Source organism: Lelliottia sp. F153 (assembly GCF_002870005.1).
GTDB classification, from domain to species: Bacteria; Pseudomonadota; Gammaproteobacteria; order Enterobacterales; family Enterobacteriaceae; genus Enterobacter; species Enterobacter nimipressuralis.
The window spans coordinates 112208-132639 of the sequence record NZ_PKFT01000002.1 but is presented as its reverse complement, the minus strand read 5'-3'; the positions used below and the strand labels follow the sequence as shown (position 1 = coordinate 132639).

The following is a 20432-nucleotide window of genomic DNA, read 5'->3' as shown; positions in this document are numbered from 1 at the left end:
CCCCGGGCGAGTAGATTGCGCAACATGCGAGCGTGATCCAGAGATTTCTTAAAGGGCAAAAGAATGCTCCATGTACATGCTTTGTCGCTTGGGTTACATTGTTGGCACTTTTTTCTGGCATAGCCCAAAACGCGCTGTCGTCAAGGGCGCGGCCTTTAACAGTCCGATCTGGAGTTAAAATGTCCTCACGTAAAGAGCTTGCTAATGCTATTCGTGCGCTGAGCATGGACGCAGTACAGAAAGCCAAATCCGGTCACCCGGGTGCCCCTATGGGTATGGCTGACATTGCCGAAGTCCTGTGGCGTGATTTCCTGAACCATAACCCGCAGAACCCATCTTGGGCTGACCGCGACCGCTTCGTGCTGTCCAACGGCCACGGCTCTATGCTGATCTACAGCCTGCTGCACCTCACGGGTTATGCGCTGCCAATCGAAGAGCTGAAGAACTTCCGTCAGCTGCACTCCAAAACCCCAGGTCACCCGGAAGTGGGTTATACCGCGGGCGTTGAGACCACAACCGGTCCACTGGGTCAGGGTATCGCGAATGCGGTCGGTATGGCGATTGCAGAGAAAACGCTGGCGGCGCAGTTCAACCGTCCAGGTCACGATATCGTTGATCACTTCACCTACGCTTTCATGGGCGACGGCTGCATGATGGAAGGCATTTCTCACGAAGTGTGCTCCCTGGCCGGTACTCTGAAGCTGGGTAAACTGGTTGCGTTCTACGATGACAACGGCATCTCCATTGATGGTCACGTTGAAGGCTGGTTCACTGACGACACCGCAAAACGTTTCGAAGCCTACGGCTGGCACGTTGTGCGTGGCGTTGACGGCCACGATGCAGACGCGATTAAACGTGCAGTAGAAGAAGCGCGTGCCGTGACTGACAAACCATCCCTGCTGATGTGCAAAACCATCATCGGTTTCGGTTCTCCAAACAAAGCGGGTACTCACGATTCTCACGGCGCACCGCTGGGCGACGCAGAAATTGCACTGACCCGCGAACAGCTGGGCTGGAAATACGCGCCATTTGAAATTCCGTCTGAGATTTACGCTCAGTGGGATGCCAAAGAAGCAGGCCAGGCGAAAGAGTCCGTCTGGAATGAGAAATTCGCAGCTTACGCAAAAGCCTTCCCGCAGGAAGCGGCAGAATTCACCCGTCGTATGAAAGGTGACATGCCGGAAGATTTCGACGCGAAAGCGAAAGAGATCATCGCTAAGCTGCAAGCTAACCCGGCTAAAATTGCCAGCCGTAAAGCGTCTCAGAATGCGATCGAAGCCTTCGGTCCACTGCTGCCAGAATTCCTCGGCGGCTCTGCTGACCTGGCGCCGTCTAATCTGACGATCTGGTCTGGTTCTAAAGCGATCAACGAAGATACCGCCGGTAACTACATCCATTACGGTGTGCGTGAATTCGGTATGACCGCCATTGCGAACGGTATCTCTCTGCACGGTGGTTTCCTGCCGTACACCTCTACCTTCCTGATGTTCGTAGAATATGCGCGTAATGCCGTGCGTATGGCTGCGCTGATGAAACAGCGTCAGGTAATGGTCTATACCCATGACTCTATCGGTCTGGGCGAAGATGGCCCGACTCACCAGCCGGTTGAGCAGGTGGCTTCTCTGCGCGTGACCCCGAACATGTCCACATGGCGTCCATGTGACCAGGTTGAGTCTGCGGTAGCGTGGAAATATGGCGTTGAGCGTCAGGACGGTCCAACCGCGCTGATTCTCTCTCGTCAGAACCTGGCACAGCAGGATCGTACCGAAGAGCAGCTGGCTAACATCGCTCGCGGTGGTTACGTGCTGAAAGACTGCGCAGGTCAGCCACAGCTGATTATCATCGCAACCGGTTCTGAAGTTGAGCTGGCGGTTGCTGCGTGGGATCAACTGTCTGCTGAAGGCGTGAAAGCGCGCGTGGTCTCCATGCCGTCTACCGACGCGTTCGACAAACAGGATGCGGCTTACCGTGAATCCGTACTGCCGAAAGCCGTTTCTGCGCGCGTGGCTGTGGAAGCCGGTATCGCTGACTACTGGTTCAAATACGTGGGCCTGAACGGCGCCATCGTCGGTATGACCACCTTCGGCGAATCTGCACCTGCAGAACTGCTGTTCGAAGAGTTTGGCTTCACCGTTGAGAACGTAGTCGCGAAAGCGAAAGAACTGCTGTAATCGCGTAAACGCCTGGCGGCGAGAGTCTTGCCGGGCGCTATAAAAAACCAGGTGGGTAGCAATACCGCCTGGTTTTTTTATGGGGAAAAACTGCCGGAGGAGGAGAGTAGCCTTAAATTTGCGCACTGAGGGTCCAAACGTGGCGCCTGTACTTTGCGATAGTCGCACAGTGGACCTGACGCCACGGATGACGGCCAGGACGAATATGTTTTCGCCGGAGTGGAATAATTCCGCGGAAAATGGCCGAAGAAATGTGACGCAAGTCAGATAAATGGCGAATCCCTCCGGGCGAACGTTCCTTTTATTCCCCGTTTCGCTTATTCTTGCTGAAGCGTTTCAGTCGATTAAATGTTCGACAATTGACCAATCAGTCGCAGTTTGTGACAGGCAAGGATTCCCCTCTGAGCGTAGCTGGATTACTCTTTCAGCCACCTCAATCTCAGGGATAGCCTTGCAGGAGACCTATGACCGTACGCGTAGCGATTAATGGCTTTGGTCGCATCGGACGTAACGTGGTTCGTGCATTATATGAATCAGGACGTCGGGCGGAAATCACCGTAGTGGCTGTCAATGAACTGGCAGACGCGGCGGGTATGGCGCATTTGTTGAAATACGATACCAGCCATGGGCGCTTTGCCTGGGATGTACGCCAGGAAAGAGAGCAACTGTTCGTCGGCGATGATGTGATTCGCGTCCTGCATGAGCGCAGCATTGACGCGCTGCCGTGGCGTGAATTGGGTGTGGATGTGGTGCTGGATTGTACCGGCGTGTACGGCAATCGCGAACACGGCGAGGCGCATCTGGCAGCAGGCGCGAAGAAAGTCCTGTTTTCCCATCCCGGTGGTCACGATCTCGACGCAACTGTCGTCTACGGCGTGAACCATCTCGAGCTGCAAGCCGAACACCGTATTGTCTCTAATGCCTCCTGCACCACAAACTGCATTATTCCGGTCATCAAACTGCTAGACGATGCGTATGGCATCGAATCGGGCACAGTAACCACGATTCACTCCGCCATGCACGATCAGCAGGTTATCGACGCGTATCACCCGGACTTGCGTCGCACACGTGCGGCGAGTCAGTCAATCATTCCGGTGGATACGAAACTGGCGGCCGGAATTACCCGAATTTTTCCGCAGTTTAACGACCGTTTTGAAGCCATTGCGGTTCGCGTGCCGACCATAAATGTCACCGCGATTGACCTCAGTGTCACGGTTAAAAAACCGGTAAAAGCCAGTGAAGTCAACCTGTTGCTGCAAAAAGCGGCACAGGGTGCATTTCATGGTATAGTTGACTATACGGAATTACCGTTGGTCTCAGTAGATTTTAACCACGATCCGCACAGTGCCATTGTCGATGGTACACAGACGCGGGTCAGCGGTGCTCACCTCATCAAAACGCTGGTGTGGTGCGATAATGAATGGGGCTTTGCTAACAGGATGCTCGACACCACGTTAGCCATGGCCGCACAAGGTTTCAGGTAGGGCGCAAAGTGCGCATGCAAAACTTTAAGAATCAACGAGAGGATTCACCATGTCTGTAATTAAGATGACCGATCTGGATCTGGCAGGTAAACGCGTTTTCATCCGTGCCGATCTGAACGTACCTGTTAAAGATGGCAAAGTGACCAGCGATGCGCGTATTCGTGCTTCTCTGCCAACCATCGAACTGGCACTGAAACAGGGTGCGAAAGTGATGGTAACCTCTCACCTGGGTCGTCCGACCGAAGGCGAGTACAACGAAGAATTCTCTCTGCTGCCGGTTGTTAATTACCTGAAAGACAAACTGTCCAGCCCGGTACGTCTGGTTAAAGACTACCTGGACGGCGTTGAAGTGGCTGCAGGTGAACTGGTTGTTCTGGAAAACGTTCGCTTTAACAAAGGCGAGAAGAAAGACGACGAAGCACTGTCCAAAAAATACGCTGCACTGTGCGACGTCTTCGTGATGGATGCATTCGGTACGGCTCACCGTGCTCAGGCTTCTACCCACGGTATCGGTAAATTCGCAGACGTAGCTTGCGCAGGTCCACTGCTGGCTGACGAACTGGAAGCACTGGGTAAAGCACTGAAAGAACCCGCACGTCCAATGGTTGCTATCGTTGGTGGTTCTAAAGTGTCTACCAAACTGACCGTTCTGGATTCCCTGTCTAAAATCGCTGACCAGCTGATCGTTGGCGGTGGTATCGCGAACACCTTCGTTGCCGCTCAAGGCCACAACGTGGGTAAATCCCTGTATGAAGCAGACCTGGTTGACGAAGCTAAACGCCTTCTGACCACTTGCGATATCCCAGTCCCAACTGACGTGCGCGTAGCAACCGAGTTCTCTGAAACAGCGACCGCGACGCTGAAGTCTGTTAACGACATCAAAGATGAAGAGCAGATTCTGGACCTGGGCGACGTGTCTGCACAGAAACTGGCTGACATCCTGAAAAACGCGAAAACCATTCTGTGGAATGGCCCGGTTGGCGTGTTCGAATTCCCTAACTTCCGTAAAGGGACTGAAATCGTGGCTAACGCAATCGCAGACAGCGAAGCGTTCTCCATCGCAGGCGGCGGCGACACCCTGGCGGCAATCGACCTGTTCGGTATTTCCGACAAAATTTCCTACATCTCCACTGGTGGCGGCGCATTCCTCGAATTCGTGGAAGGCAAAGTTCTGCCAGCAGTAGCAATGCTCGAAGAGCGCGCTAAGAAGTAAGCCATTCATGGGCAGGGAAACCTGCCCAAATTTCAGCGTGCTTTTTAGAGCTCGCACCTTTTCTAACGGCCGAAGATACAGGACTACGTAACATGTCTAAAATTTTTGATTTCGTAAAACCTGGCGTGATCACTGGTGATGACGTTCAGAAAGTGTTCCAGGTAGCAAAAGAAAACAACTTTGCTCTGCCGGCAGTTAACTGCGTGGGTACCGACTCCATTAACGCCGTACTGGAAACCGCTGCAAAAGTTAAAGCTCCGGTTATCGTACAGTTCTCTAACGGCGGCGCTGCGTTCATCGCGGGTAAAGGCGTTAAAACTGATGTTCCTCAGGGCGCAGCAATCCTGGGCGCTATCTCTGGTGCGCACCACGTACACCAGATGGCTGAGCACTACGGTGTTCCAGTTATCCTGCACACCGACCACTGCGCGAAGAAACTGCTGCCATGGATCGACGGTCTGCTGGACGCGGGTGAAAAACACTTCGCAGCGACCGGTAAGCCACTGTTTTCTTCTCACATGATCGACCTGTCTGAAGAGTCACTGCACGAAAACATCGAAATCTGCTCCAAATACCTGGCGCGTATGTCCAAAATGGGCATGACCCTGGAAATCGAACTGGGTTGCACCGGTGGTGAAGAAGACGGCGTGGACAACAGCCACATGGACGCTTCTGCACTGTACACCCAGCCAGAAGATGTTGATTACGCGTACACCGAGCTGAGCAAAATCAGCCCACGTTTCACCATCGCGGCATCTTTCGGTAACGTACACGGCGTTTACAAGCCAGGTAACGTTGTTCTGACTCCAACTATCCTGCGCGATTCTCAGGAATATGTTTCTAAGAAACACAACCTGCCGCACAACAGCTTGAACTTCGTCTTCCACGGCGGTTCCGGTTCTTCTGCTCAGGAAATCAAAGACTCCGTAAGCTACGGTGTAGTGAAAATGAACATCGATACCGATACCCAATGGGCAACCTGGGACGGCATCCTGCAGTACTACAAAACCAACGAAGCTTACCTGCAAGGCCAGCTGGGCAACCCGAAAGGCGAAGACCAGCCGAACAAGAAATACTACGATCCACGCGTATGGCTGCGTGCTGCCCAGACTTCTATGATTACCCGTCTGGAGCAGGCATTCAAAGAACTGAACGCGGTTGACGTTCTGTAATTTGAGTTGCTGAAAAGCGTTAAAAAGGTCCGCATTTGCGGGCCTTTTTTTATGCCTTTTCAACGGGCTGCCACGGCCGATTGTGTGATCTGTTTGGCATAATCAGCACTTTTTGTTTACCCTTTACTGACCTGCCTGTCTCCCAGTGAGATGGATTTTTTGTCTGGATTAGCAAAAGGAAGAATGAATGGATGATCTTGGTGTAGTAGATGGCATCAACAACGCGGGCACCTGGCTGGTGCGCAACCAGGCGCTACTGCTGAGTTATGCGGTGAATATCGTGGCGGCGATTGCGATTATTATCGTCGGTATGATCGTGGCACGCGTAGTGTCCAATGCGATCAACCGCGTGATGCGCGCTCGTCAGATTGATGCCACGGTGGCAGATTTCCTCTCCGCGCTGGTGCGCTACGGCCTGATTGCCTTTACGCTGATTGCAGCGCTTGGGCGCGTCGGTGTACAGACGGCCTCCGTCATCGCGGTACTCGGTGCTGCGGGTCTGGCTATCGGTCTGGCCCTGCAGGGTTCACTGTCGAACCTCGCCGCAGGCGTGCTGCTGGTGACTTTCCGCCCGTTCCGCTCCGGTGAATACGTCGATTTGGGCGGCATTGCCGGGACCGTGCTGCAGGTGCAGATTTTCTCCACCACTCTGCGCACCGTCGATGGCCGTATCGTTGTGGTGCCGAACGGTAAAATCATCGCCGGAAACATCATTAACTTTTCCCGCGAGCCGGTACGTCGTAACGAACTGTTAATCAGCGTGGCGTATGATTCCGATATCGATAAGGTAAAAGCGCTGCTGACGAATATTATTGAGTCGGATGTTCGTATCATCCAGGACCGCGAGAGAACTGTTCGTCTGAACGAACTGGGTGCTTCGTCGATCAATTTCGTGGTACGCATCTGGAGCAAAAGCAGCGATTTGCAGGAAGTTTACTGGGACGTGCTGGAGCGCATTAAGCGTGAATTTGACGCTAACGGTATCAGCTTCCCGTATCCGCAGATGGACGTGAACTTCAAGCGCGTGAAAGAACACGCGAGCGAATAAATCCGTTCTGACAAACAACGCCCGCGCGTGAATACCGGCGGGCGTTTTTTTTATCTCAGTGTCTGGTTAACAATGCTACTGACACCCTGCATCAACAGTCCCGCATCACTGATTCCTTTGTTTTCCTGCTGAGTGACCCATTCGGCCTGAACCTGCTGATACCCGGTGGCGGTTTGCCAGGCTTTCAGCTCGTCGTTTGTCAGGTAATGAATGGTCGCGCCTTCCCGTTTCATCGCGTTGGTCATCTCGGCCAGATTAGCCTCTTGCGCTGCGCCAAGACGTTTTTGCGTAGCGGCGGCCGCACGTCTGATGGCACCGCGATCCTTGACGTCGAGGCTGTCCCACACCGCTTTATTCATCACCAGCAGATATACGTGTCCGAGCCACAGGGAAGGAGAAAGCTGAATATAAGGTGCGGCCCGCTCGGCGTGAATATCGTGCCCGCTGTCGAGGTTAACCATCAGGCCGTCAAGCTGCCCGTCCTTCAGCGCTTCGGTTATGTGCTCATTCCACGGCATATCCACCGGTATGCCACCTGCGTTACGTAAAAATGACTGATGCCAGAAACTGGCCGTTCGCCATTTACTTGCGTTCAACTGATCGAGTTTTACATTGGGTTGGGTGGTGAAAAAACCTACTGGATACCCAAGGAAAAACTGCAGGTTTATCACGTTATTTTTTTCAAGCTCGTTCCCGAACTGGCGATAATCCTTGAAGATGCGCTCAAAGGCGGCAGCCTGGGCATTACCGCTGGCAGGCCCAAGAGGGAAGCTCTTAAATATCTGGTGCCGTGGAAGGAGGTCGGGCGTGTATTCGGGGACGACAGTGCCCATATCCGCAACACCGCCCTGGCTGACAGTTGTTAAGGCGTTATAGCTGGTGGACAGCTCGCCATTCCAGTGGGCGTCGATTTTCAGACGACCGAGGGATTCCGTCTCAATCGCTCTAAAAAAAGTCTCTTTTATGAGCCGGGTACGCATGTTTCCGTACGGTTCGTGATCGGTATAGCGTAACGTTGTGGTCGCGCTGGCGGTGGCAGCCCACAAGCAGGTAAACACCCATGCGGCGCAGTAAAGTAAAGCCTTCGCGTTATGCTTCATATCCATTCCTTTGGTACGGTTGCTGATACCTTCAGCATACGCTAAATCCGGAGTTAAAACGTTTGTCAGAATCTCAATACGGCATCATTAGGGTAGCTAATTAGGGATTAATATTATCAATTTCCTCTAATGAAGATCTCGCAGTATAGTCTGCCGTAACGACAATCGTGTAAGAGTATTTCCCCATGTTATCTTATTACTTTCAAGGCCTTGCGCTAGGCGCAGCCATGATTTTACCGCTCGGTCCCCAAAATGCGTTTGTTATGAACCAGGGGATTCGTCGACAGTATCACCTGATGATCGCCATGCTCTGCGCCGTCAGCGATTTGCTGCTCATTTGCGCCGGAATTTTTGGCGGCAGCGCGCTACTGATGCAGTCGCCGTGGCTGCTGGCGCTGGTGACCTGGGGCGGCGTGGCGTTCCTGCTGTGGTACGGTTTTGGGGCATTGAAAACCGCCATGAGCAGTAACCTGGAACTTGCCAGCGCCGAAGTGATGAAGCAGGGACGCTGGAAGATCATCGCCACCATGCTGGCGGTGACCTGGCTTAATCCACACGTTTATCTGGATACCTTCGTGGTGCTCGGCAGCCTGGGCGGTCAGCTGGATGTTGAACCTAAACGCTGGTTCGCACTGGGAACCGTGAGCGCTTCCTTCCTGTGGTTTTTTGGTCTGGCGATACTTGCCGCCTGGCTTGCCCCGCGCTTACGCACCGCCAAAGCGCAGCGCATCATTAATATTCTCGTCGGCGTGGTGATGTGGTTTATCGCGTTCCAGCTGGCGAAAGAGGGCATTAGTCACGTACAGGTATTGTTCAACTAAGCGTTGTCTTATGGACAACTGAAGCAGACGCGCTAAGCTTGCTGGCATGAGCCCTTAGGTGGGCACTTCGCAACATGGAGGAATAACAGTGAAGTTTAAAGTGATGGCCCTGGCGGCATTAGTCAGTTTTGGTGCAGTATCGGTACAGGCAAACGAATTGCCAAATGGACCGCACATTGTCACTTCCGGTACGGCAAGCGTGGACGCTGCTCCCGATGTTGCAACCCTTGCGATTGAAGTGAACGTGGCGGCAAAAGATGCTGCGTCAGCCAAGAAACAGGCCGACGATCGCGTTGCGCAATATCTCTCTTTCCTTGAGCAGAACGGCGTTGCTAAGAAAGACATTAACTCCGCGAATCTTCGCACTCAGCCAGATTACGACTATCAGAATGGTAAAAGCATTCTAAAAGGCTATCGCGCCGTGCGTACGGTGGAAGTGACTGTACGTCAGCTCGATAAGCTGAACTCGCTGCTGGATGGCGCGCTGAAAGCGGGTCTGAACGAAATCCGTTCCGTGTCGCTGGGCGTTGCGCAACCGGAGAAATACAAAGACGAAGCGCGCAAAGCGGCGATTGATGACGCAGTACGTCAGGCAGAGCAGCTGGCTTCTGGCTTCAAATCGAAGCTCGGCCCGGTGTATAGCGTGCGTTACCACGTCTCTAACTACCAGCCAAGCCCGATGGTTCGCATGATGAAGGCCGATGCCGCACCGGTTTCCGCACAGGAAACTTACGAGCAGCCGACCATTCAGTTCGACGATCAGGTGGATGTGGTCTTCCAGCTGGAACCCGCACAGGGCCAGCAGCAACAGCAGGCGCCTGCGCAGTAATCAATGACAAAAAAGCCGGGTAACCCGGCTTTTTTATTAATCCTGTCTCAACACCTTATGCCCGTAGGCCAGCAGTGCATCGGTGACGTTGCGCATCATGCGGCTCTCCGGCGCAAAACGGTGCCAGTACAACATCCGACGCTGATACAGCCCCGGCGTTAAGTCGATAAGTTCACCGCTCTTCAACTCTTTCTCAATCTGCAAATGCGGGATCATACAGCAGGTCGTCCCCTGACGGGCCAGCTGCACGAAGGCTTCAGACGAATTCACGATATGACAGGGCACGCTGCCCGGCGGTAGGTCGAAGTTCTGCTGCAAAAACGCCTGATGCATATCGTCGAGATGATCGAAGGCCACGGCAGGGGCTTTCAGCAGCGCGGCACGGGTGACGCCATTCGGGAAATAACGCTCAGCAAACTCTTTTGAGCCGACAAAAAGATAGTCCAGCGCACCGAGCTGATCGACCAGGCAGCTTGGCAACGCCTGCGGCTGGATACTGACCGCACCCACTACTTCGCCACGACGCAGCCGCTCCTGAGTACGGGTTTCATCTTCCACCTGCAGATTGAGGCGGATAGGGGAATCGGCCAGCACTGAGGAGAGGGCGGGCAGCAGCCAGGTGGCCAGACTGTCGGCATTCACCGCCAGCGAGAGCAGCAGCGGTGTGGAACCGGTCTGTTCATCGCCCAGCCACTCCTCTTCCAGCAGCTCAACCTGACGCAGCAGGGCCAGCAGCTTCTGCCCTTGTTCCGTCGGACGTGGCGGAACGGTACGCACCAGCAGCGGTTGTCCGAACATATTCTCAAGCTGTTTGATTCGCTGTGATACGGCGGATTGAGTGATGCACAGCTTCTGCGCTGCGCGCTCAAAACCTCGTTCACGTATGACGGCATCAAGCGCCTGTAGTGTTCTGTAGTCCGGACGTTTCATTGCGGGGCAGTACTCCTGAATTTTGCTGATTCTGCACTATGACACAAATTTCCCTTTGTGACAGACCAATTCCGACCACATCGGATCTGTAAGGGCTTTGCTCGGTAATGTGACACCGGTCACAGGGACATTCCCTGCCTGCCTGTTCTATAATACGCCCTGAGTTTTCACACCACAGGCAAAAAGATCATGACGCAGGATGAACTGAAAAAAGCAGTAGGATGGGCCGCTCTCCAGTACGTACAACCCGGTACCATTGTCGGTGTCGGTACTGGCTCGACCGCCGCACATTTTATTGATGCGCTCGGCACGATGAAAGGGCAGATCGAGGGCGCGGTATCCAGCTCCGATGCTTCCACGGAAAAGCTGAAAAGTCTCGGCATTACGGTCTTCGATCTTAACGAAGTCGATCGTCTGGGGATTTACGTTGATGGCGCTGATGAGATCAACGGCCATATGCAGATGATCAAAGGCGGCGGTGCTGCCCTGACGCGTGAAAAGATCATCGCTTCCGTCGCGGATAAATTTATCTGTATCGCGGATGCGTCTAAGCAGGTGGATATTCTCGGTAACTTCCCGCTGCCGGTTGAAGTCATTCCGATGGCGCGCAGCGCGGTGGCGCGTCAGCTGGTGAAACTGGGCGGTCGTCCGGAATATCGCCAGGGCGTGGTGACTGACAACGGTAACGTCATCCTCGACGTTCACGGTATGGAGATCATGGACGCGGTGGCGATGGAAAATGCCATTAACGCCATCCCAGGCGTCGTGACGGTAGGGCTATTCGCCAACCGTGGCGCGGATGTGGCGCTGATTGGCACCGCTGACGGCGTGAAAACCATCGTAAAATGATCTGACGGGGGGAGCCTTCCCCCCGCTAAATATTTTTCAAAAGCGAAATTCGGTGACTTGTGTCACGTTTTTTGACCTGTTCTGACGATCCTGCCGCTTTCCTGATTATCCACAGCATTTTCCTCTGACATTTCGCCCTGGATGACTTTTCTTCAGAGTGACGACGCAAACGTTCATATTGCTGCAATAGTTTTTTTTGATATGTTGGCGGGAGCGGATTTAAATCCAGCACAACATCAGTTCAGACAAAACAGGGTCGGGTAAATGGCAAAGGTATCACTGGAAAAAGACAAGATTAAGTTTCTGCTCGTCGAAGGGGTGCATCAGAAAGCACTCGATAACCTTCGTGCTGCAGGGTACACCAACATCGAATTCCACAAAGGCGCGCTGGATACTGAGCAGCTGAAAGAATCCATCCGTGATGCCCATTTCATTGGCCTGCGATCCCGTACTCACCTGACTGAAGAGGTTATTGCCTGCGCTGAGAAGCTGGTGGCTATCGGCTGCTTCTGTATCGGTACCAATCAGGTCGATCTGAATGCAGCGGCCAAACGCGGCGTGCCGGTCTTTAACGCACCTTTCTCCAACACCCGTTCCGTGGCGGAGTTAGTGATTGGCGAGCTGCTGCTTCTGCTGCGCGGTATTCCGGAGGCGAACGCCAAAGCCCACCGCGGTGTGTGGAACAAGCTGGCGTCCGGCTCGTTCGAAGCGCGCGGTAAAAAGCTGGGGATTATCGGCTACGGCCATATCGGTACGCAGCTGGGGATTCTGGCCGAATCTCTCGGCATGAATGTCTTTTTCTACGATATCGAAAACAAACTGCCGCTGGGTAACGCGACTCAGGTGCAGCATCTTTCCGATCTGCTGAACATGAGCGATGTGGTGAGCCTGCATGTGCCGGAAAACGCCTCCACCAAAAATATGATGGGTGCGGAAGAGCTGGCGCTGATGAAACCTGGCGCACTGCTGATCAATGCCGCTCGCGGTACGGTAGTGGATATTCCTGCCCTGTGCGATGCCCTGAAGCGTAAGCATCTGGCGGGCGCGGCTATCGACGTCTTCCCGACAGAACCGGCCACCAACAGCGATCCGTTTACCTCTCCGCTGTGTGAATTCGACAACGTGATCCTGACGCCGCACATTGGCGGTTCGACTCAGGAAGCGCAGGAGAATATCGGTCTGGAAGTGGCGGGTAAACTGAGCAAGTATTCCGATAACGGTTCTACGCTGTCTGCGGTGAACTTCCCGGAAGTGTCTCTGCCGCTGCACGGCGGTCGCCGTCTGCTGCATATCCACGAAAACCGTCCAGGCGTGCTGACCGCGATTAACCAGATTTTTGCCGAGCAGAGCGTCAACATCGCCGCGCAGTATCTGCAAACTAACTCGCAGATGGGCTATGTGGTTATTGATATCGAAGCAGATGAAGATGTGGCGGAGAAAGCGCTGCTGAGCATGAAGGCGATTCCGGGTACGATTCGCGCGCGTCTGTTGTACTAATCTGCGGTTTGCTGTGTCGGGGGGCGCTGACGCCTTACCCGACCTCTGGTGAATCCAAATCGTAAGCCGGGTTAGGCGTAGCCGACACCCGGCTTTATTGTTTACCTCACCACTCCCACACTTTCGACGGCGTCACCACTGCGGGCAGCGGAATATCCCATTTCTCCACCGGCAGTGCTTTTACGCCCTGACAATCATGGGCATAGCCCACCGGCTGCAAACCATACTGCTGCCAGTTTTGCAGCGTGCGATCGTAAAATCCTCCGCCCATTCCGAGACGCTGACCGCTTTCATCAAAAGCCACCAGCGGCGTGATCAGAACGTTCAGCTCGCTTAAGGGGAGGACATCGCGCACATCGAGTTTGGGTTCGCTAATTTTTAGACGGTTCACCACCAGTTCGCTGTGAGGATGGTAGTGCAAGAACAGCAGATTGCCCGGACTGAACGGGTGCAGCACCGGCAGATAGACCTTTTTCCCGGCGCGCCAGAGTTGTTCGATCAGCGGTTGGGTATCCAGCTCGCCGTCAAACGACAGAAACAGGGCGACGGTATGGGCCATAACCACAGGGGGATACGCCATCATACGGGCGGCAGCGAGCTGGGCGAAATGCGTTTGTTGTTCGGGCGAAAGCGCTCGACGATGTTTGCGGATTAACTGACGGATGTCTTGTCGGGAAGCAGGGACTTCAGGAAATTGAGTCATGATGCTTGAAGGTAGTAAAGAAGGGGAATCTCCGAGATGCCGCCGCAGGCTGTAACCCTTGAACCCTTGGTTCAAGGTGAATGTGTCGTCATAGTCTTAAGGCTTCTCGGACGAACCGAGCATGCTCACCGACCATGGAGCGCCACATTCTTGTGGTATGAAATATCGGCTCAGGGGACTGGCCCGCTTGCGAACATCTCAGAGAAATTTTGTCTTCACAGTCACTCTACCATAGTCAACTGCAAAGTGTTATTCAAACTTTTGCACCGGCCTTTCGGGGGTGCGACCCTGATCAAGCAGCGCTTGTTCAATGGTCTGTTGGAGCATTTTAATGCGTTGCTCCATGCTCGCCGCGTAGTCGCGGGTCTTCGCTTTTTCCTGAGTTAATTCATAGCTGATGTTCAACGCGGCGATGAAAACCAGCTGCTCAGTATTTGTGACTCTAGTGCGTTCTTTTAGATCTTGCAACCGCTGATTCAAATCATCCGCAGCCTGATTCAAAGCATCCCTTTGTTCAGGCGGACAATTCACTCGCAGCGAACGGCCAAAAATTTGGAGATCGACGGGTTGTGCAGACATGCCACCTTCCTGCTGATTGACTGCGCGACCTTCGCACATGGCCCGGGGGCTGCGAAGGGGCGACACTATAGCTACCCTGATATGAAGATACAAGCCCTTTTCTGGTATCTCCAGGGTCCAAAGTGGTAGCATATCATGAATATTCCTCCAACGATGACGAATGCGCATGTCTATACAGAACGAAATGCCTGGTTACAACGAAGTAAGCCAGTTACTTAACCAGCAGGGCGTGGGTTTGACCCCTGCTGAAATGCACGGTCTGATCAGTGGCATGCTGTGCGGCGGAAACAGCGACAGCTCATGGCAGCCGCTGCTTCATGACCTGACGAACGAAGGTCTGGCCTTTGGTCACGAGCTTGCTGAAGCCCTGCGCAAAATGCACTCGGCGACCAGTGATTCTCTGGAGGACGATGGCTTCCTTTTTCAGCTTTATCTGCCTGATGGCGACGACGTCAGCGTCTTCGATCGCGCCGATGCGCTGGCAGGCTGGGTAAACCACTATCTGCTGGGTCTGGGCGTTACGCAGCCTAAGCTCGATAAAGTCACCGGCGAAGCGGGTGAGGCGATCGACGATCTGCGCAACATCGCGCAGCTGGGCTACGACGAAGACGAAGATCAGGAAGAGCTGGAAATGTCCGTCGAAGAGATTATCGAGTACGTACGCGTCGCGGCGCTGCTGTGCCACGACACCTTTACGCGCTCACAGCCGACCGCACCGGAAGTCCGCAAACCGACCTTACATTAAAAAAAGAACGCACAGGAGGGTGTCATGACTCAACAGGAGTTTCTTCGCCGCCGCCAGGCGCTTTTAGCCCATATGCAGCCGGGCAGCGCGGCACTGATTTTTGCCGCACCGGAAGCCACACGCAGCAATGACAGCGAATATCCCTATCGCCAGAGCAGCGATTTCTGGTACTTCACCGGCTTTAACGAGCCTGAAGCGGTACTGGTGCTGATTAAGAGCGATGACACCCACAACCACAGCGTTCTCTTTAACCGCGTTCGCGATCTGACTGCCGAAATCTGGTTTGGCCGCCGCTTAGGGCAAGACGCCGCGCCAGAGAAACTCGGCGTGGAACGCGCGCTGGCCTTCAGCGAAATCAACGAGCAGCTCTATCAACTCATGAACGGTCTGGACGTGGTGTATCACGCTCAGGGCGAATACGCTTACGCCGATGAACTGGTGTTTGCGGCGCTGGAAAAACTGCGTAAAGGTTCTCGTCAGAATTTATCGGCACCCGCGTCCCTGACGGACTGGCGCCCAATCGTTCATGAAATGCGGCTGTTTAAATCGCCGGAAGAGCTGGATGTGATGCGCCGCGCGGGTGAAATCAGCGCGCTGGCCCATACCCGCGCCATGGAAAAATGCCGTCCGGGGATGTTCGAGTATCAGCTCGAAGGCGAAATTCTTCATGAATTCAACCGCCATGGGGCGCGCTTCCCGTCCTACAACACGATTGTGGGCGGCGGGGAAAATGGCTGCATCCTGCACTACACCGAAAACGAAAGCGAACTGCGTGACGGCGATCTGGTGCTGATCGACGCCGGGTGTGAATATCGCGCTTACGCCGGTGACATCACTCGTACCTTCCCGGTGAACGGCAAATTTAGCCCTGCGCAGCGCGCTGTTTACGACATCGTGCTGGAATCTCTGGAAACCGCGTTAACGCTGTTCCGTCCGGGAACCTCCATTCAGGACGTGACTGGCTCGGTGATCCGCATCATGGTGAACGGGCTGGTGAAACTGGGCATCCTCAAGGGCGACGTTGAAGAGCTGATTGCCGACAACGCCCACCGCGCGTTCTTTATGCACGGCCTGAGCCACTGGCTGGGGCTGGATGTCCACGATGTCGGCGGCTACGGTCCGGATCGTTCGCGCACCCTTGAGCCGGGCATGGTGTTAACCGTCGAACCGGGCCTGTATATCGCGCCCGACGCGGATGTCCCTGCCGAGTATCGCGGGATTGGTATTCGTATTGAAGACGACATCGTAATCACCGAAAACGGCAACGAAAACCTCACGGCTTCCGTAGTCAAAAAGGCCGATGAGATCGAAGCTCTGATGGCGGCGGCGCGCGTATGAGCGTGATCATTGTGGGCGGTGGCATGACGGGGGCGACGCTCGCGCTGGCCATCTCACAGCTGACGCACGGCCAGCTCCCCGTTCACCTGGTTGAAGCCGTTGCGCCGCAGACGGCGCAGCATCCAGGCTTTGATGCCCGCGCCATTGCGCTGGCGCAGGGGACCTGCCAGCACTTGTCGCGCCTGGGTATCTGGCAGGTGATTGCCGAGTGTGCGACGTCGATCAACACCGTTCACGTCAGCGATCGCGGCCACGCCGGTTTTGTTACGCTCGATGCCCAGGATTACCACATTAATGCCCTCGGGCAGGTGGTCGAACTGCACGACGTGGGGCAGCGTCTGTTCCGCTTATTGCAGGATGCGCCTGGCGTGACGCTGCACTGCCCGGCGCGTGTCGCAAGCTTCACCCGCAGTGACGCAGGGGTGAGCGTGACGCTGGATAACGGCAGCGTACTGGATGGTAAACTGCTGGTGGCCGCAGACGGCTCCCGTTCTGCGCTTGCCACCCAATGCGGTATCGAATGGCAGCAGCAGCCTTACGGTCAGGCGGCGGTGATCGCCAACGTTTCCACCGCTGTGCCTCATCAGGGCCGCGCCTTTGAACGTTTTACCGAGCACGGCCCACTGGCGATGCTGCCCATGTCGGCTGGCCGCAGTTCGCTGGTCTGGTGCCACGCATTGGATGTTATGGATGACGTGATGGCCTGGTCAGATGCGCATTTTTGCGATGAGCTGCAAAAAGCCTTTGGCTGGCGTTTAGGGCGAATCACCCACGCCGGGAAACGCGCCGCCTATCCGCTGGCATTGACCACCGCATCGCGCTCCGTGTCTCATCGTGTGGCGTTAGTCGGGAATGCGGCGCAAACCCTGCATCCGATTGCCGGGCAGGGGTTTAACTTAGGATTACGCGATGTCATGAGCCTGGCGGAGACGCTGGCGCAGGCATGGCAGGATCGCGACGATTGCGGTGCTTACTCCGTGCTTTGTCAGTATCAGAAACGCCGTCAGGCAGATAAAGAGGCGACCATCGGTGTGACCGATGGCCTGGTGCATCTGTTCGCGAATCGCTGGGCGCCGCTGGTAGCCGGGCGCAACGCGGGCCTGATGGCGATGGAACTATTCATTCCGGCACGCGACGTGCTGGCGCAGCGAACTCTCGGTTGGGTCGCTCGTTAAGGAGTTACTAAGTGCAGAATGTTGATGTTGCCATTGTCGGCGGCGGAATGGTGGGGTTGGCGCTGGCCTGTGGTTTACAGGGCAGCGGCCTGCGTGTGGCGGTGCTTGAACATAAGCCGCCGCAGCCTGTTGCGCAGGACGCACCGCCAGAGTTACGCGTGTCGGCCATTAACGCCGCCAGTGAAAAGCTGTTAACGCATCTCGGCGTCTGGTCAGAGATCACCGCGTTTCGCGCCAGCTGCTACCACGGGATGGAAGTGTGGGACAAAGACAGCTTCGGCCATATCGCGTTTGACGATGAAAACATGGGCTACAGTCATCTGGGCCATATCGTTGAAAACGCGGTGATTCACCACGCTCTGTGGCGCAAAGCCCAGAGCTGTTCCGACGTCACCCTGATGGCGCCCGCGCAGGTGCAACAGATCGCCTGGGGCGAAAACGAGGCGTTTCTGACACTGCAAAGCGGCGATATGCTGACCGCGCGGCTGGTTGTGGGTGCCGATGGCGCAAACTCCTGGCTGCGTAACAAAGCGGATATTCCGCTCACCTTCTGGGATTACCGTCATCATGCGCTGGTTGCGACGATCCGCACGACCGAACCGCACGGCGGTGTCGCGCGTCAGATTTTCCACAACGACGGCATCCTGGCGTTTCTGCCGTTAAGCGATCCGCATCTGTGCTCCATCGTCTGGTCACTGGTGCCGGAAAAAGCACAGCAGATGGAGGCGGCGACGCCTGACGCGTTCAATCAGGCGCTGTGCATGGCCTTTGATAACCGTCTTGGGCTGTGTACGCTGGAAAGTGAACGCCAGCTCTTCCCGCTGACCGGACGCTACGCGCGGCAGTTTGCCTCGCACCGCCTGGCGCTGGTGGGCGATGCCGCACACACTATTCATCCGCTGGCCGGGCAGGGCGTGAATCTGGGCTTTATGGATGCCGCAGAGCTTATCGATGAGCTGCGTCGTCTGCATCGTGAAGGCAAAGATATTGGTCAGCATATGTACCTGCGCCGCTACGAGCGCAGCCGCAAACACAGTGCAGCGATGATGCTGGCGGGGATGCAGGGCTTTCGCGAGCTGTTTGCCGGTAACCATCCGGCGAAAAAACTGCTGCGCGATGTTGGACTGAAACTGGCGGATACGCTTCCCGGCGTCAAACCGCAGCTCCTTCGCCAGGCGATGGGGTTAAACGATCTCCCTGAGTGGCTGCGTTAAGCACTAAACGTTAAATTAGACCCCCATCACACTTTCCTCTCCCGGCCTTTGTGCCGGGATGTTTCCCTCGTTTGAAATATTCTAATTCCACGCCTCTTTTCGCATTAGATTATCTAATGTCGTGTTTTTCTCATGACGGAAATTAGCCGCGTTTTTCCACAGAAAATATCAGCCTGTGCTAAATATTGTGAAATTAAAGTTAATTTAATGCGGGGTAAATCGCATTTTGCCAGTGAATAACTCTGTAGGCTTTTCAGCGTTTTTTGGTCATAAGCTAATGTGATGACCCGCTTTAGCTTATGGTTAATCGCCGATTTCGGTGGTAAGTTCAGGGGAAAGAGAACGTTTGCGTCGGCGTCCAGGAGTGATACCGACGCCGGGTTTCGTGGTGAAATTTCTCGCGAAACACAAGATTGCCCCGCTCTGCTAAATCAACGAGGACAAGATGGCTCAACAGACTCCTTTGTACGAACAACACACGTTATGCGGCGCGCGCATGGTGGATTTCCATGGCTGGATGATGCCGCTGCATTACGGCTCGCAGATCGATGAGCACCACGCCGTGCGCACCGATGCCGGGATGTTCGACGTCTCCCACATGACCATTGTCGATCTCCGCGGCAGTCGCACCCGGGAGTTTCTGCGTTATCTGTTGGCGAACGATGTCGCCAAACTCAAAACGCCGGGCAAAGCGCTCTACACCGGGATGCTGAATGCCTCCGGCGGCGTGATTGATGACCTGATCGTTTATTACTTCACTGAAGATTTCTTCCGCCTCGTTGTTAACTCCGCCACCCGCGAAAAAGACCTCTCCTGGATTTCTGAACACGCTGCCAAATACGCTGTTGATATCACCGTACGTGACGATCTTTCCCTGATCGCCGTTCAGGGTCCTAACGCGCAGGCTAAAGCCGCTTCTCTGTTCAGCGAAGAGCAACGTAAAGCGACCGAAGGCATGAAGCCGTTCTTCGGCGTTCAGGCAGGCGATCTGTTCATCGCAACGACCGGCTACACCGGTGAAGCGGGCTATGAAATTGCGATGCCGAACGAGAAAGCCGCCGATTTCTGGCGTGCGCTGGTTGAAGCCGGTGTCAAACCTGCGGGCCTGGGCGCGCGCGATACGCTGCGTCTGGAAGCCGGGATGAACCTCTACGGTCAGGAGATGGATGAAGGTATCTCTCCGCTGGCTGCCAATATGGGCTGGACCATCGCATGGGAACCGGCTGACCGCGATTTTATTGGCCGTGAAGCGCTGGAACTGCAGCGTGAGAAAGGCACCGATCAGCTGGTCGGCCTGGTGATGAAAGAGAAGGGTGTGCTGCGTAACGAGCTGCCTGTGCGTTTCACCGATGCCAGCGGCAATCTTCATGAAGGCATTATCACCAGCGGCACATTCTCACCGACGCTGGGCTACAGCATTGCGCTGGCGCGCGTACCGGCCGGGATTGGCGAGACTGCCGTGGTGCAGATCCGCAACCGTGAAATGCCGGTCAGCGTGACTAAACCGATTTTTGTTCGCGCCGGTAAACCGGTCGCCTAATCATTTTTTATCAGGAGAATTCCA

At 54.9% G+C, this 20432-nt stretch carries 18 protein-coding genes and 1 other RNA gene; 14 read left to right on the top strand and 5 right to left on the bottom strand.

The genetic code is table 11. The features are described 5' to 3' along the window. Positions 1-179 precede the first annotated feature (179 nt). From tkt to mscS, 5 genes are all read left to right on the top strand, one after another. Positions 180-2171 carry a transketolase gene (gene tkt, locus F153LOC_RS07770; protein ID WP_102104709.1) on the top strand — a complete coding sequence of 664 codons (1992 nt, stop codon included), beginning with the start codon at positions 180-182 and terminating at the stop codon, positions 2169-2171. Between the two features lie 464 nt (positions 2172-2635). Further along, a complete protein-coding gene (epd, locus tag F153LOC_RS07765; RefSeq protein WP_102104708.1) occupies positions 2636-3655 on the top strand; it encodes an erythrose-4-phosphate dehydrogenase in 1020 nt (339 codons plus the stop codon). A gap of 49 nt (positions 3656-3704) precedes the next feature. Further along, entirely contained in the window at positions 3705-4868 is a 1164-nt protein-coding gene (gene pgk / locus F153LOC_RS07760) for a phosphoglycerate kinase (RefSeq protein ID WP_100779013.1), read from the top strand. A 92-nt stretch (positions 4869-4960) separates the two neighbouring features. Then, the gene (gene fbaA / locus F153LOC_RS07755) at positions 4961-6040 is read left to right on the top strand and encodes a class II fructose-bisphosphate aldolase (RefSeq protein WP_100779014.1); all 1080 of its coding nucleotides are present in this window, start codon (positions 4961-4963) and stop codon (positions 6038-6040) included. A gap of 187 nt (positions 6041-6227) precedes the next feature. Then, entirely contained in the window at positions 6228-7088 is an 861-nt protein-coding gene (gene mscS / locus F153LOC_RS07750) for a small-conductance mechanosensitive channel MscS (protein WP_100779015.1), read from the top strand. Positions 7089-7138: 50 nt separating this feature from the next. Here mscS and dctP read toward each other — a convergent pair whose 3' ends face one another. Beyond that, a complete protein-coding gene (gene dctP, locus F153LOC_RS07745) occupies positions 7139-8188 on the bottom strand; it encodes a TRAP transporter substrate-binding protein DctP (protein WP_102104707.1) in 1050 nt (349 codons plus the stop codon). A gap of 185 nt (positions 8189-8373) precedes the next feature. Here dctP and argO point away from each other — a divergent pair, with 185 nt between their 5' ends. Next, on the top strand, positions 8374-9009 hold the full coding sequence (argO, locus tag F153LOC_RS07740) for an arginine exporter ArgO (RefSeq protein ID WP_100779017.1): 636 nt from the start codon (positions 8374-8376) through the stop codon (positions 9007-9009). Positions 9010-9097: 88 nt separating this feature from the next. After that, on the top strand, positions 9098-9838 hold the full coding sequence (locus F153LOC_RS07735; protein ID WP_100779018.1) for an oxidative stress defense protein: 741 nt from the start codon (positions 9098-9100) through the stop codon (positions 9836-9838). Positions 9839-9874: 36 nt separating this feature from the next. Here the strand turns inward: F153LOC_RS07735 and argP are convergent, their stop codons facing one another. Then, the gene (gene argP, locus F153LOC_RS07730; RefSeq protein WP_100779019.1) at positions 9875-10768 is read right to left on the bottom strand and encodes a DNA-binding transcriptional regulator ArgP; all 894 of its coding nucleotides are present in this window, start codon (positions 10766-10768) and stop codon (positions 9875-9877) included. 189 nt (positions 10769-10957) lie between these two features. Here argP and rpiA point away from each other — a divergent pair, with 189 nt between their 5' ends. Continuing rightward, on the top strand, positions 10958-11617 hold the full coding sequence (rpiA, locus tag F153LOC_RS07725) for a ribose-5-phosphate isomerase RpiA (protein WP_100779020.1): 660 nt from the start codon (positions 10958-10960) through the stop codon (positions 11615-11617). Positions 11618-11881: 264 nt separating this feature from the next. Next, positions 11882-13114, top strand: a complete 1233-nt coding sequence (serA, locus tag F153LOC_RS07720) for a phosphoglycerate dehydrogenase (protein WP_100779021.1) — start codon at positions 11882-11884, stop codon at positions 13112-13114. A gap of 106 nt (positions 13115-13220) precedes the next feature. Here serA and F153LOC_RS07715 read toward each other — a convergent pair whose 3' ends face one another. The 3 genes from F153LOC_RS07715 to zapA form a co-directional block, all read right to left on the bottom strand. Further along, positions 13221-13817: a 5-formyltetrahydrofolate cyclo-ligase gene (locus tag F153LOC_RS07715; RefSeq protein WP_102104706.1), complete on the bottom strand. Its 597-nt coding sequence runs from the start codon at positions 13815-13817 to the stop codon at positions 13221-13223. 24 nt (positions 13818-13841) lie between these two features. Continuing rightward, positions 13842-14025, bottom strand: a non-coding RNA gene (gene ssrS / locus F153LOC_RS07710) — 6S RNA. A 41-nt stretch (positions 14026-14066) separates the two neighbouring features. Beyond that, positions 14067-14396, bottom strand: a complete 330-nt coding sequence (gene zapA, locus F153LOC_RS07705) for a cell division protein ZapA (RefSeq protein ID WP_100779023.1) — start codon at positions 14394-14396, stop codon at positions 14067-14069. 166 nt (positions 14397-14562) lie between these two features. Between zapA and F153LOC_RS07695 the strand changes: the two genes are divergently transcribed. From F153LOC_RS07695 to gcvT, 5 genes are all read left to right on the top strand, one after another. Beyond that, positions 14563-15141 carry a YecA family protein gene (locus F153LOC_RS07695; protein ID WP_123428885.1) on the top strand — a complete coding sequence of 193 codons (579 nt, stop codon included), beginning with the start codon at positions 14563-14565 and terminating at the stop codon, positions 15139-15141. Positions 15142-15165: 24 nt separating this feature from the next. After that, positions 15166-16479 carry a Xaa-Pro aminopeptidase gene (gene pepP, locus F153LOC_RS07690; protein WP_102104705.1) on the top strand — a complete coding sequence of 438 codons (1314 nt, stop codon included), beginning with the start codon at positions 15166-15168 and terminating at the stop codon, positions 16477-16479. After that, on the top strand, positions 16476-17654 hold the full coding sequence (gene ubiH, locus F153LOC_RS07685) for a 2-octaprenyl-6-methoxyphenyl hydroxylase (protein ID WP_102104704.1): 1179 nt from the start codon (positions 16476-16478) through the stop codon (positions 17652-17654). The genes pepP and ubiH overlap by 4 nt, the downstream gene beginning before the upstream one ends. 11 nt (positions 17655-17665) lie before the next feature. Further along, a complete protein-coding gene (ubiI, locus tag F153LOC_RS07680) occupies positions 17666-18868 on the top strand; it encodes an FAD-dependent 2-octaprenylphenol hydroxylase (protein WP_102104703.1) in 1203 nt (400 codons plus the stop codon). Between the two features lie 445 nt (positions 18869-19313). After that, positions 19314-20408, top strand: coding sequence for a glycine cleavage system aminomethyltransferase GcvT (gene gcvT, locus F153LOC_RS07675; protein WP_102104702.1), 1095 nt, complete (start codon positions 19314-19316; stop codon positions 20406-20408). Positions 20409-20432: the final 24 nt, after the last annotated feature.